At 47.3% G+C, this 14,353-nt stretch carries 5 protein-coding genes; all 5 read left to right on the top strand.

The window, feature by feature from the left end; all coding sequences use genetic code 11:
• Positions 1 to 213 precede the first annotated feature (213 nt).
• The 5 genes from H6F77_RS16765 to H6F77_RS16745 all read left to right on the top strand — a co-directional run bounded on the left by H6F77_RS16765 (position 214) and on the right by H6F77_RS16745 (position 14,301).
• The gene (locus H6F77_RS16765) at positions 214 to 1,209 is read left to right on the top strand and encodes a 2-hydroxyacid dehydrogenase (protein ID WP_190489690.1); all 996 of its coding nucleotides are present in this window, start codon (positions 214 to 216) and stop codon (positions 1,207 to 1,209) included.
• A gap of 626 nt (positions 1,210 to 1,835) precedes the next feature.
• On the top strand, positions 1,836 to 2,750 hold the full coding sequence (locus tag H6F77_RS16760) for an isopeptide-forming domain-containing fimbrial protein (RefSeq protein WP_190489689.1): 915 nt from the start codon (positions 1,836 to 1,838) through the stop codon (positions 2,748 to 2,750).
• Between the two features lies 1 nt (position 2,751).
• Positions 2,752 to 7,293, top strand: coding sequence for a hypothetical protein (locus H6F77_RS16755; RefSeq protein WP_190489688.1), 4,542 nt, complete (start codon positions 2,752 to 2,754; stop codon positions 7,291 to 7,293).
• Between the two features lie 128 nt (positions 7,294 to 7,421).
• Positions 7,422 to 9,590, top strand: coding sequence for an OmpA family protein (locus H6F77_RS16750; RefSeq protein ID WP_190489687.1), 2,169 nt, complete (start codon positions 7,422 to 7,424; stop codon positions 9,588 to 9,590).
• A gap of 721 nt (positions 9,591 to 10,311) precedes the next feature.
• Positions 10,312 to 14,301 carry a beta strand repeat-containing protein gene (locus H6F77_RS16745; RefSeq protein ID WP_206753475.1) on the top strand — a complete coding sequence of 1,330 codons (3,990 nt, stop codon included), beginning with the start codon at positions 10,312 to 10,314 and terminating at the stop codon, positions 14,299 to 14,301.
• Positions 14,302 to 14,353: the final 52 nt, after the last annotated feature.

Here is a 14,353-nt window from a genome sequence, read left to right as displayed (position 1 = left end):
AGGCGGTAACAGACTACCTACTAAAGAAACTGTACAACAGTTCAGTTGATTTGTAGCTGCGATCGCTGAAATTAGTTTACTTTTTAGTTATTAATTGAAATACCATAAAAATGTTTGTCTGTCTAACAGCCCCAGACTGTTTTTTCAATTGAGATGTGGTTAAATACCATAAAGCGTGTCCTCTGTCTAACAACTACAGACTGAAAACTATATATGAAAGTCGCTGTTTTTAGTACGAAATCCTACGATCGCCAGTTTCTAGAACCTGAAGCGAAAAACTGCGGTCACGAGATGGTTTTTTTTGAACCGCGCCTGACTTTTGAGACGAGTCCGCTTGCGGCAGGATTTCCCGCAATATGCGTATTTGTCAACGATAAATTGGATGAAAAAACTTTAAGCGCGATCGCGAACGGAGGAACCCGTTTAATTGCCTTACGCTCTGCGGGTTACAATAACGTCGATTTAGCTGCGGCTCGCAATTTAGGGCTAACTGTTGTGCGAGTTCCAGCTTATTCCCCTCATGCAGTTGCAGAACATACGGTAGCGCTAATTTTGGCGCTCAATCGCAAGATTCACCGTGCTTATGCCCGCGTCCGCGAAGGTAATTTTTCTCTAGATGGGCTGTTGGGATTTGACCTGTACGAGCGGACTGTTGGAATTGTCGGAACGGGCAAGATTGGCGCAATTGTGGCGAAAATTCTTAACGGGTTTGGCTGTAATTTGCTGGCGTATGATACGAAACCTAACCCAGATTGCGAGGCTTTGGGTGTGAAGTATGTCGAGCTGTCGGAACTCTTTGCCAGCTCAGACATTGTTAGCTTGCACTGTCCGCTAACAGATGAAACTTATCATTTGATCGATGCTGATGTCCTGAACCAAATGAAAAAGGGTGTAATGGTAATTAACACCAGCCGAGGGGCATTGATTGATACAGAAGCCGCGATCGCTGCACTAAAATCGGGTAAATTATCATATCTCGGTTTGGATGTCTACGAGCTAGAAACTGATTTATTTTTTGAAGATTTGTCCAATTCTATTATTCAGGATGATGTTTTTGAACGCCTGCTGACATTTCCTAACGCGATCGTCACAGGCCATCAGGCTTTTTTCACCGAAAACGCCCTCACAAACATTGCCCAGACAACAATAAGTAACATTACAGATTTTGAACAGGGTCGAATTTGTCCTAATGAGGTAAGCACGTCATAAAAAAGACCGATTTTGCGCGATTTCGCGTTAACAAAATTCATCGGTTATCATTCACTGTTCATTGGTGCGCCAGCAAAAAGCGCAGGTACTCTCCTACTCGCTCTAATCCTTTCTGGAGCTTTCAGTTGTTTATATTCTGCTGTTCGCTGAAGAGTGAAGAAGAACGAGAGAGGAACGATGAGGAACTTCGTCTATGCCTCTGTTCCTCTCAGTACAATCCTATAGATAACAGGGCTAGAGATAGGTGGAGAAATCGTAAGATTGCGTAAATTTGAATATTTTGTGCTATGGTAGGAAATTATTAGCTTAAGCAACAGCGCGGTTTAAGTAGTTGTGCATCTTTACGCGAGACATCTAGTGCTTTTTAAAAGCGAAAGAACTTCTAGTAAGTTCGCGCACTTTAATGGGTAAAAAAGTGCTAAATGTCTAATTAAGAAACTGGGGAATGAGATGGATGGTAGGATATGAAATTTTACTGTAGTGCAAGCAACTTACAGTAAAAATTTTTTCTTAAAAACTACTATTGAATCCGGATAATAAAAAAATCCAGTAGAAATCATCAGGGAATCTACCGCCAAAAGCCTTGTAAAAAGAGCAGTGAATGTTTTATTTAGCTATATTTTCTGATGAAAACGCTGCTAGAACGGTTAGGGCACTTGTGCCTATTTTTGACAGTGGTTATTCCAGGTTATGTGGTTTTTGAGGGGTTGCCTGTTACAGCAGATGAAATATTAAATTCAGCATCAGCATCGGGTAGCAATCTCGACAAGCCAGTTACATCAAATCAAACAAAAGTGACGGCAGGGCAAGCCGTTCTGGTATTAATTAAAACAGGCGATCGCGCTGCCGCGGAGCCTGGGGAGACGGTAATTTACCGCCTCTCGCTAAAAAATAACGGTACAGCCACAGCCAACAATATCGTCATCACCGATACCTTGCCCGTCGGACTGCAATATGTATCCAAGGCTTTGCAAGGTTCCCTAACAACGGATAGGGGGGCGACCGGGGTGACATTGGCACCCCCCACCACATCGGGTCGGACAGTTACATTTAACTATCCCAGTCTCGCTCCCAACCAGACACTAAATATAATCTATGCCGCAACTGTAACTCCCGACGCTATTAGGGGTAACGGCAGAAATCAGGCACAGGAAACTCGAAGCAACATCGCCAGCCACCAACTGCGAATTCAACCGGGAATTCTGTCAGATTGCGGCACTTTAATTGGGCGTGTATTTGTTGATAAAAACTTTGATGGCGAACAACAGTCAGGTGAGCCTGGAGTTCCCAATGCTGTAATTTTTATGGATGATGGCAATCGCATCACAACAGATGCAAATGGGCTGTTTTCCTTAGCCAATGTTATCTCTGGCAATCGTAGCGGAACGTTAGATCTGACATCGCTTCCGGGATATACATTGGCTCCCAATCAACGCTTCATTGAACGCAACAGTCAGTCACGCCTAGTTCGTCTGGAACCCGGAGGATTAGCCAGAATGAATTTTGCGGTGACACCAGTGTATCGAGAAGGGCGGCGTTAATATGCGGTATCTGTCAAGATCAGAAGACCTCAAGCGTCTCTGCAAAAGTCTTATTTTGTCGATCGCTGTAGATAAGTCAAACGCTAAAAGCAATCTACAGCAGACGACGGCGCGGGGTGATAATAGAAAAATTTCTTGGTTTTTTCTAGTTAGTTTTTACCTGTTTCTTCCTCAGACGGCCAAAGCCAACGAACTGTCTGAATTACCACTAGGGAATTCAAGCGATCGCATCAACGAAGCGAAGCGCCTCAGCGCTTTACTGCTTCAGCACGTTAGCGCTGATACCGTTTTGTCTGTTGAAAAGAATTCGGCTGTAAAGAGTTCGCCAATAAGGTCTGTACGGTCGGAAAGAAGTGAAAAATCTTTTGTTGCACCATCAGATGTAGAAGAGGTGTCGATGTCGGCTGACGCGACGCCAAACAATCCAAGCGCGATCGCCGATTATTCTCTAGAAACACAAGATTCCGCATCTATCAATTTTGCTAAAACTGCGGATATTCCCAGCCTAGAGACGTTGCAGATAACATCTCTACGCGATCGCGGACAAGATCAAAGAATTCATACTTCAGATAATTTCCGCTCTTTTATCCAAAATCAAAAAACTGTTGCAGGATACGCGGTAGAGACGCGAAATTTCCCCTCTCTAAAAACAAATAGCGATCGCCAGCAGTCAGTTAATCCTGGTAGCTTAACAGCAGACAACCAACAACCAACAACCGACAACCAACAACCAACAACCAACGATTCGCCAACTCCCAACCCCCAATCACTAGAAGTCCCAGTCCGCATCCTCACCCCCCAAAGCGGCGTTATCCGCAACCGTTCCACCAACCTAAGCATCCAGTACAGCGCAGCAACTCAGGTTCAAGTAAGCGTTAACAAAAAACCAATAGACTCCAAAATCCAGACACAAATCGACCGAAACGAAGCGCAAAATATAGTTAACCAAGTCTGGTACAACATTCCCCTAGAAAAAGGCGAAAACACCATAACCGTCCAGGCTGATAACGCCGCCCCCATCAGCCTCACACTCAACGTTAAAGAAACGGGGAGGAAGATAGAAATTGTCCCATCAGGTAATGCCCGCATCCCCGCCGATGGTCGCTCATTTCTTGCCCTAGAAGGTAGGATTACCGACGAAAAAGGCGAACTAATCCGCGAAGATGCGAGAGTAACCTTAACTTCCAGTGCGGGTAAATTTGTTGGTGCAGATGAGGACAAAGACGAGCCGGGATTCCAAGTAGTAGCAAAATCTGGACAATTTACCGCTCAGTTGCAATCGAGTCTGGAAGCGGGGAAAGTAAAAATCCGCGCTGCTGTAGATGGCAAAAAGTTGCAGGCTCAAGCCTCAACACCAAAAATTCCCAGCCCAGAAATACCCGCTCAAACTGCTCAAGGTACGGAAGTACTGCCCTTAGAAACCGAGACAGTCGTAGAAAACTATACTCAAGTTGAGTTTATTACCAACCTACGACCATCGCTAGTAAGCGGCGTAATAGACTTGCGAATTGGGCCGAGGGGCACTAATTTCTGGGGTAGGCGCAACGAATTCATTAAACCCGACCTAGACAAAGGCACCGCATTTGATGCCAGCGCTGCTGTCTTCGCTACGGGCAAAGTGGGGGAATGGTTGTTGACTGGTGCTTATAATAGCGCCCGCAACCTCAACGAAACTTGCGACGGCATTACTCGCCTGTTCCGGGGGCCGCAATTTTGCGAACAAAACTATCCGGTATATGGCGATAGTTCAACTGTCGATTATCTTACTCCCTCTAAAGATTCGGTATATGTGCGTTTAGAGCGCACTTCGCCTACTTCTGGCGCCGAACCCGATTATGTGATGTGGGGCGACTACAACACGACAGAATTTGCCCGCGCATCCCAGTTATTTAGCGCGACGACGAGGCAGTTGCACGGGTTTAAGGGCAATTTCAGCTTGGGCAATCTGCAACTTACGGCGATGTACAGCCCGGACGTTCAGGGGTTCCAGCGAGATACGATCGTGCCTACGGGTACGAGTGGCTATTATTTCCTGTCGCGTCGCCTGCTGGTGGAAGGAAGCGAGAATGTTTTTCTAGAGACAGAAGAAATTAATCGCCCCGGAACCGTCCTTTCCCGCAGACCTCTATATAGAGGGCCAGACTACGAGATTGATTACGAGCGCGGTACGCTGTTGTTCCGCCGTCCGCTTTTGGCGACAGAGCTTAACCCGTTTGGTACTACTGAAGTGCGGCGGATTGTAGTTACTTACCAGCACGAGGGCGCGGGTGAGAATACAGATCTGTATGGCGGGCGGCTGCAATACAATTTTTCCCAAGAATTTAATCGGCAAAGTTGGGTTGGCGCTAGTTATATGCGGGAGAACCTAGACAGCCGGAACTTTGAGCTACTGGGAGCGGATTTTCTATTCCCCCTGGGTAAAAACGGGCAAATAGTCGGCGAATATGCCCGCTCGACAAACGACGATCCGTTTTTGGGAAACGTGACGGGGAACGCATATAGGGTAGAGGCGTATGGAGCGATCGCTCCTTTCTTGCTGGGTCGGGGTTACTATCGTTCTGTTGAGGAGAATTTCTCTAACAACGCGACAACGAGTTTTACACCAGGACAGACAAGATACGGCGCTAATGTAGCGGCGCAAATTACCAAAACCACAAATTTGACGGCGAGTTACGACCACGAAATTAATTTTGGTAGGGCGTCCGCAATCAGGACTGATTTTTTTGATATTTTTAACCCGCAACCGCGAGCCAGACCGGGCGAGAGAGTGGATAATTCGCTGACGACGATACGCGCGGGGTTAGTGCAGAAATTTGGTGCGGCGGATTTGAGCTTGGAGTATGTGAACCGCGATCGCGACGACAGAATCAGCGACACTTTTGATGGCAATGCCAGCCAACTGGTAAGCCGTCTAAACTTACCCCTGACTCAAACCATTACCTTCCGCGCTCAGAATGAATTGAATTTGGACGGTCGGAGCGACCCTTTATATCCCAACCGCACCACTCTTGGCCTAGATTGGGCGGCGATGCAAGGAGTTACTTTCCGCCTCGCTCATCAATTCTTTGATGGAGGACTCTTTAAGAACAACTCCATCACCAGCCTCGACACCCTCGTAGATCGACAGTTGGGCGAAAACACTTCCATTACAAGTCGCTACTCGATTATCAGCGCCTTTGGTAGCGTGACTGGACAAGGAGCAGTCGGGCTAAATCATCGCATTGTCCTTGCTCCTGGTTTCCGAGTTCACCTCGGCTACGAACACATTTTCAATAACTTGTTTGTCCGCACCGCCGCCGGACAGCAATTTGCCCAACCCTACGCCACAGGCCAAAGCGCCGCTTCCCTGGGACTTGCTGGCGGCGATGCCTACAGCGTCGGTTTTGAATATACCGACAATCCAGATTTTCAAGCAAGCGCGCGCTGGGAGCATCGGACTGGCGAGGACGGCAGCAATACCGTAATTTCTGCGGGGGCTGCTGGCAAAGTTTCGCCCGCACTGACTGCCTTAGTGCGCTACCAGCAGGCGAATGCTTCCAACCAACTGCTGCGGGGATTGGGGGACACGGTGAATCTGAAACTGGGGCTGGCTTACCGCGACCCAAGCGCGGATCAGTTTAACGCCTTGTTGAGATATGAATATCGACGCAACCCATCGACTATTCCCGAAACTTTGCTTCTGGGTAGCGGCACGGGTTACAACGATCACTTAGTAGCCGCAGAGGCGATTTATGCCCCAGATTGGCGCTGGGAATTTTATGGCAAGTACGCGATGCGCTATAGCACGACGTATTATGCGAGTGACTTTAGCCAAGACAGCATGGTGTATCTGGCGCAAGCGCGGGCGGCTTATAAGCTGGGATACAGGACGGATATTGCTGGGGAAGTGCGGTGGATAGGACAGCCTTCGACTGGTTTTAAGGAAACTGGGTTGGCGGTTGAGGCGGGTTATTATTTGACGCCAGATTTGCGGGCTTCGCTGGGATATAGTTTTGGCAGCGTGGACGACCGCGACTTCACGGGCTATCGGTCTAATGGGGGCGTTTATTTTGGCCTGACTTTGAAGCTTAACGAACTGTTAGGCGGGTTTGGGCGCCAAAAGGTAGCGCCACCGCAGCAACAAGAATCAATAGTGAAGCCAGTGGCTAATTCTTCAACTACGTCGCCTGCTAATCCTGAAGTCAAGCCGGAGGCTAGTTCTCCTACTACACCGCCTGCTAATCCTGAAGTCAAGCCGGAGGCTAGTTCTCCTACTACACCGCCTGCTAATTCTGAAGTCAAGCCGGAGGCTAATCCTCCTACTACACCGCCTGCTAATTCTGAAATTAAGCCAACTGATGAAGGAGCGGGAAATAGTAGTAAGCAGTTAGAATCTTCTGACGCAGGTAGCCGCGAAGAAGAATCTAATAAGCCAAAATTCCCAATCAAGAATCTAAAATCGCAACTGCCAATTTCTGAAGTTAAGAGTGAAAAATATAGCATTTTTCCTCATTTCTCTAGCCCCCTTCTTCCGTCTGTAATAAAAAGGATGGAGAAAATATGAATTATGAAGTTTGAAGGAAGGAAGCGATGAATTATGAATGCTGAATATTGCTTGAAATAATATTTCAGTTATTCATAATTCATCATTTACCATTCATTATTCATCATTTCATCCATTCATGAGTGAATATGCGCTTTACTAACTATTTCTCTATTTCTACATCAGCGCTTCTAGTAATAACTTCAGGTGGTAGCGCACTGTCTCTGGCTCAAAGTGCAATTACACCTCTGAGAGTTGTGGTGAATAGCAACCAGGATGGGGTAATTAAGGCGGATGATGGTCTGACTTTAAGAGAAGCGATCGCTCTAGTTAATGGCACTATCTCCCAAGACCAACTTAGTCCGGCTGAAAAAGCACAAATCTCCCCAGCAAATAAATCGGAAATTGCGTTTAATCTCCCTGCTGAACAAACTACCATCCGGCTGACACAAGCATTGCCACCCCTCAGCGTGCCAGTATTAGTAGATGGCACGACTCAGCAGGGGTATGACGCTACAAAATCTGCAACTGCTGAAATTGCGATTCCAATTCCAGTTGTGCAATTAACACCCCAAAGCGATCGCGAAGTGTTTCGCGGTCTAAGTATAGCGGCAGATGGTGTCACCGTTCGCGGTTTAGCCTTGTATGGTTTCACATCAAATCTTCGCGCCACTGCTACTACTCCACCAGCCGATATTTTTATCGGCACCGCATCAGAAAATTACATACATTATTCCTATTTTGGGAATAATTTAGCTGCTGCTAGAAGCTTGGGAATTGAGTTAAATAAGCGGGGAGAAACACCGCCCAGAGATGTAGTAATTGAAAATAACTGGTTGGGCATTTTGCCTGATGAGAGCGTGCCGCAAACTACTTCTGCTTTTGGCGTTTCTGTATTTAACAGTTTGGGCACAAATATTCGCCGCAACCGGATTTCTAACCACGATGGTAGCGCTATTATTACTGGGGTTAATGCTAACAGTATGCAAGTTAGCGAAAACCTTATTGTAGGTAATGGAATAGCGGGGATGCCAGATGCAATTCGACTAGAAGGTGCGGTCGATAAAACGCAAATTAGCGGTAATTTGATATGCGGTAACGATGGCAGTGGAGTGTATTTATTTAAGCCAGATGGGGCAGTATCTATTCGCAGTAACCAAATTAAGTTTAACAGTCGTCGGTTACAGCGAGCAGCGGTGTATTTGATGGGAAACGAACACCAGGTTGTAGAGAATGATATCAGCCATCAAGTGGGTGCGGGTGTAGCAGTAGCTTCGTATCCAAAGAGCGATCGCAACATAATTTCCGGCAACCGTTTTAATAATATTGATGGGCTGAGTATAGACTTAGTAACGCAAAGCGGTACAGATGTTACTGACTTTCAACGAGGAGATGGCCCCAATCCTGAACGGAATTCCCGCAACCGCAGAAAAGATACTGGAAACGCATCTATTAATGCGCCGGAATTTATCAGTAAAGAGTTTTTTGTTTTGGGCAATAAAACTACTGTCATTGGTAAAGCCGATCCGGGTTCCCGCATAGAAATTTATCGGGTACAACAAGCGATCGCGGGCAGAGGGTTGGGAGCAGAAAATTCTTTAAATGCCAATGCTGGATCTTTAATACCTAATCGATCTGCGTATGGCGATTTGAGAGAAGTTTTGACGACAGTTGAGGCAGATGAAAAGGGGAAATTTAGCGCAACGGTTGATAAGTTGCAGGCGGGGGAAAGAGTAAGCGCGATCGCTTCTAACCCAAAATACGGAACATCTGAACCCGCTATAAATGCCGCAATTTTATCTAACGATGGAACCCAGCCGCAGCTAGAAAACCGAACGCCACCAGAGATACCCAAATGCACCAGTGCGCCACCTCCACCAGAACCACCAATCGAACCAACGCCACCAGAAATACCTCCAACGCCCATCCGCATTCAAGTACCGACAAATGTCCACTTTGCCTTAGACAAAGACATTATTAGTCCAGAAAGTGCCCAAGTTCTAGATCGGATTGCTACGGTATTGCGAGAACAGCCGACTATAGTTGTAGAACTTCAAGGACATACAGATCCGCGTGCTAGCAATGCTTACAACTTGAATTTATCAAATCGGCGGGCGATCGCGGCGCGAAATTATTTAAGAAGGCAGGGTATTGCACCTGAGAGAATGAGGATAAGGGCATTCGGTGAATCCCTACGTCGTACTGAAGGTAATACTCGATTGGATTATGCGCGAGACAGGCGGGTTGAGTTTATCTTCTCAGACGCCAGAGGTATCGAGTTGATCGTGCAAGAAGAAGATTTACAACTGGAGAGGTAGAAATTTTTAAGTATAAATGATGAATGAGTTTTTATTTATTCGTCATTTATCTAAAAATTAATTTTTCTGTGGACTACAAAACATTGGTAGCTTCTTCGAGGACAAAGAAGCTGACATGGGAATTTACGCGATCGCCTACTTTTAGGCTACTATTGTTTACCCCTTGTAACTCCCCGCAACGGGGATAAATTAGGGGCTTTAAGTATTTTCTCCCACTTAAAAAGGCGACTAGAGGGATGTGAACGTTACCTATAAGTATTGATACGCGATCGCCCTGAAAAAGACGCTCATGAAAATTTGTTGCATTACTAATACCTAGTACCTAGACAGTCTAGCAAAGTTAGGTTAAAAGGCATTATGAAATAAAAAATAAAATTCTTTGTTTGACTAAGGTCTTACAATATATATTTAGCTGACATGATAATGCTAGTTAGCCTTAGAGATTTAAGCAAAGGGGGTTTCCATTCTTATAAAGAAAAGATTAAATTTAAGCTAAATATTTATTAATTCTAGGCTCTCCACATAAATATTTAAGAAGCAAGCCATTAAATTGTTTCCTAAACATCTACCAACTGTGTATAACTTCAATAATTCGTACTTAGGTAAATCGAAACAACGTCGTTTAGAGCGTACTGAAAAGAAAAATATAAGTAACTTCAAAAAATTCAAACGCTGGCTAATTAACCTAGCGTACTTGCAAATACGCTGGCAAATATCAGTAGTGCCACTGTTGACAGTGTTGAGTGTTATGTCGCTACCTCAAAGAGCCGATGCCGCCAACACCTGCTTCGTCAACCTCCTGTATGGCTCCGGTGGTGGCACCGATACAAATATCTATGTTATGAATACTTCGACCCGAGCCACCAATGTGGTGGGAAATCTTTCATTTACCACTGTCACTCTTGCCAGAGAGCAAAGCACGGGTTTTATTTATTATGTAGAAAATGCTGCTGCTGGATCAACGACATACAGGCTGGCGTATTGGAACCCAGCTACTGCAACCAACACCATCGTCGGGCCGATCGTTGGTGGGCCAGCAGGTGGCTTCTTTCGACTTGGCTTAAGTCCCAGTGGTCTAATCTACGCTATGGGTAGTAGTGTTGCTGGAACTCCCACAGCTATCTACACAATTAATACAACAACTGGCGTTGCCACCGCAAGGGGGACAATTAGCGGATTGGCCGCTGGTAGCGGGGATTTGGCTTTTGACCCTACTGACCCCAGCGGCCAGACATTTTATGTAACCAATGGAGGCCCGGCCAGTCTTTACAGAGTAACTTTGAACCCGGCGGGGGACGTTACTGGTTCGACCTTAGTGGGGGGCACAACAGGTCTAGCTGCTACTTTCCAGCTAGGTGCGCTAGCCTTTGGTCAAGATGGAAACCTTTATGCTACTGGTAGTACTAATGGCCTTGTTAGGATCGACCCTAACACTGGAGTCGGCACGCAAGTTGCTCCCGGTAACGCTACAAACATCAGTGACTTTGCTACCCTACCGCAACCAACCGTTGCTGGCGCGGGAGTCGGGAAAACTGGGCCATCTTCAGTGCCTGCGGGCAGCCCCATTACTTATAACATCACCGTCACAAACGACCAAGTTTACAATCCCGCAAACCGCCAATTTGGTTGTACCCTAACAGGCGTGACGGTGCCAGACGCCATAAACCCCCCAGGCTCGGTAGTTAGCCCAACTTATACTACAAGTGGCACGCCAGGGCCAGCGGGAACCTACGACCCCGCCACAGGTGAGTGGACGGGGCTAAACTTAGCACCAGGGCAGAGCATAACGCTGGCCATCACTGGTACGGTAAGTCCATCAGCTTCCGGGACAATAACAAATACTGCCAATATCGTGCTGCCAGGGGGTCTACAGAATACAAGCCCCAGTACCACAAGCACCGTTACCACTACAGTTGTTCCTGCTTCAGCAGATCTGGCCGCTAGTAAATCCGGCCTTGCTAATTCCCCTGCACCAGGCAACGTCACTTACACCATCACCATAACTAATAAAGGCCCTGGTGCTGCCACAAATGCAATCATCCGCGACCAAATTGCTGCTGGTGCTACTTTTGTTAGTGCAAGTGATGGCGGGACGTTCGCCAACGGCGTAGTAACGTGGCCTGCTATTACCATTAACCCTACGGATGCAAACAATCCTGCTGTAACTCGCACTGTTACAGTGAGCCTACCCGCCAACGGCACTTACACCAACACAGCTTCCGTCACCTCTGATACCCAAGATCCTACCCCCAACGACAATCAATCCCCATTTACCACCCAAGTCCCAGGTACAGCCTCAGCCGCCGATATCGTCACTCGCAAATCCGGCCCTGCTGGCCTTCCTGCGGCTCCAGGTAACGCCACCTACACGATCGCGACGACTAACAACGGCCCTGGTGATGCCACAAATGTAGTTATCCGCGATCAAATTGCCGCAGGTGCTACTTTTGTGAGTGCAAGCGATGGCGGGACGTTCGCTAACGGTGTAGTGACTTGGCCTGCTGTTACCGTCAACAACGGTCAAACTGCTACTCGCACCATTACAGTCACCCTACCCGTCAACGGCAGCTATACCAACACATCTTCCAACACCTCTGATACACCAGACCCCACCCCAGGCAACAACAACGGTACAGATCCAGCAGCCAGCGTTACTACAGTTGTTCCCAGTACAACTTCCGCCGATATTGTCACCACTAAATCAGGCCCTACTGGGCGTCCTGCACCAGGCGAAGTCAGCTATACGATCGCGACGACTAACAACGGCCCCAACGATGCCACGAATGTAGTCATCCGCGACCAAATTGCCTCCGGTGCAACTTTTGTCAGCGCCAGCGACGGCGGTACGTTCGCTAACGGTGTAGTAAGTTGGCCTGCTGTTAACCTCAACAACGGTCAAACTGTCACTCGCACGATTACAGTCAACCTACCCGTCAACGGCAGTTATACCAACACATCTTCCAACACCTCTGATACACCAGACCCCACCCCAGGTAACAACAACGGTAGTCTGCCAGCAGCCCAAGTTACTACTCTTGTTCCTAGTGGAAACTCAGCCGATATCTTAACTAGCAAAACTGGGGTAACTAGCCTGGGTACTCCAGGCAACGTTACTTACACTATTACTACAACTAATAACGGGCTGGATGCTGCCACAAATGTAGTCATCCGCGATGCGATCGCCAGTGGTGCAAATTTTGTCAGCGCCAGCGACGGCGGTACGTTCGCTAACGGTGTAGTAAGTTGGCCTGCTATTACTCTTAACAACGGTCAAAGTGTCACTCGCACCATTACCGTCACCCTACCCGCCAACGGCAGTTATACCAACAGTGCTTCTAATACCTCTGATTCCTTCGACCCCAATACAAGCAACAACAACGGAACTTCTGCTAATGCTCAAGTTACAACCATTGTTGCTAGCGGAAATCCAGCCGATCTTGTGACGCTCAAATCTGGCCCTACTGGCCTTGCATCTGCTCCCAGCAACGTCACTTACAGAATCGTTACTATTAACAACGGCCCCAACGACGCCACAAATGTAGTCATCCGCGACCAAATTGCCGCCGGATCTACTTTTGTTAGTGCGAGTGACGGCGGTACATTTGCCAACGGTGTCGTGACTTGGCCTGCTATTAATACGATTAGAAAAGGCGATCGCGTCACTCGCACCATTACAGTGAGCCTACCTGTCAACGGCAGTTATACCAACACGGCTTCCAACACTTCTGATAGTCCAGACCCGACTCCCAGTAATAACAACGGTAGTCTGCCAACAGCCAGAGTCACTACAGTTGTTCCTAGTGCAACGCAAGCTGATGTTGCTACTACCAAATCTGGTTCAACTGGCAATGAACAAGCTCCAGCCACAGTCACTTACACTATCACTACTGTTAACAACGGCCCCGATACTGCGACGAATGTAGTCATCCGCGACTTGATTGCCAGTGGTGCAACTTTTGTTAGTGCAAGTGATGGCGGTACGTTTGCCCCTGGCGTGGTGACATGGCCTGCAATTACCTTAAACAGAGGCGATCGCGTTACTCGTACTGTTACAGTCACCCTACCTACGAACGGTACCTACACTAATATTGCTTCCAATACTTCTGATACCCCAGACCCCGACCCAAGCAATAACGACGGTACTGCTACAACTGCGGCAGTTATCACAAGTCTACCTGGCACCTCACCGCGTCTGCGTCTGGTGAAGAGAATTACAAATGTAACTAGAAATGGTACGGCCATCAGCGGCGTTAACTTCAATAGCTTTATTTCAGCAGATCCCACCAATGACACAGCAACTGGCTGGCCTGCTAACTTACTGTTAGGAGTTCCTAATATTTCGGCGCCTCTACAAAGCGGTGACGAGATAGAGTACACGATCTATTTTCTCTCGGATGGCGCTGCCCCCATCGACAACTTAAAATTCTGCGATCCAATTCCACCCCAGACAACCTTTATACCTGATAGTTTTGGGTCAGGTAGTGGAATAAGGCTTAATCTGGCTGGTTCGGCGCGATCGCTGACAAATTTACCGGATACAGATGAGGGAGCATTTTTCTCCAGCCTAGTCCCACCGTCTGGAAAATTTGCTAGTAATGTCTGCCCCAGTCCTAACAATCCTGATGGTTCTGCCCTAGTAAATCTGGAAACACTTTCTAACACATCTGGTGCAAACTTTGGTTTTGTCCGTTTCCGCGTCAAAATTAACTAAGCTGTCATTGGTCAGGGTTCATTGCTCATTATTAATTGCCGAGAGATTCTAA

Source organism: Microcoleus sp. FACHB-831 (assembly GCF_014695585.1).
Classification (GTDB): domain Bacteria; phylum Cyanobacteriota; class Cyanobacteriia; order Cyanobacteriales; family FACHB-T130; genus FACHB-831.
The sequence above is the reverse complement of the archived record's forward strand: the minus strand, read 5'-3'. Positions and strand labels throughout refer to the sequence as shown.

Coding starts and splice junctions, on each gene's coding strand:
- H6F77_RS16755 (WP_190489688.1), top strand. CDS start 2,752: ATGCGGTATCTGTCAAGATCAGAAGACCTCAAGCGTCTCTGCAAAAGT.
- H6F77_RS16760 (WP_190489689.1), top strand. CDS start 1,836: ATGAAAACGCTGCTAGAACGGTTAGGGCACTTGTGCCTATTTTTGACA.
- H6F77_RS16765 (WP_190489690.1), top strand. CDS start 214: ATGAAAGTCGCTGTTTTTAGTACGAAATCCTACGATCGCCAGTTTCTA.
- H6F77_RS16750 (WP_190489687.1), top strand. CDS start 7,422: ATGCGCTTTACTAACTATTTCTCTATTTCTACATCAGCGCTTCTAGTA.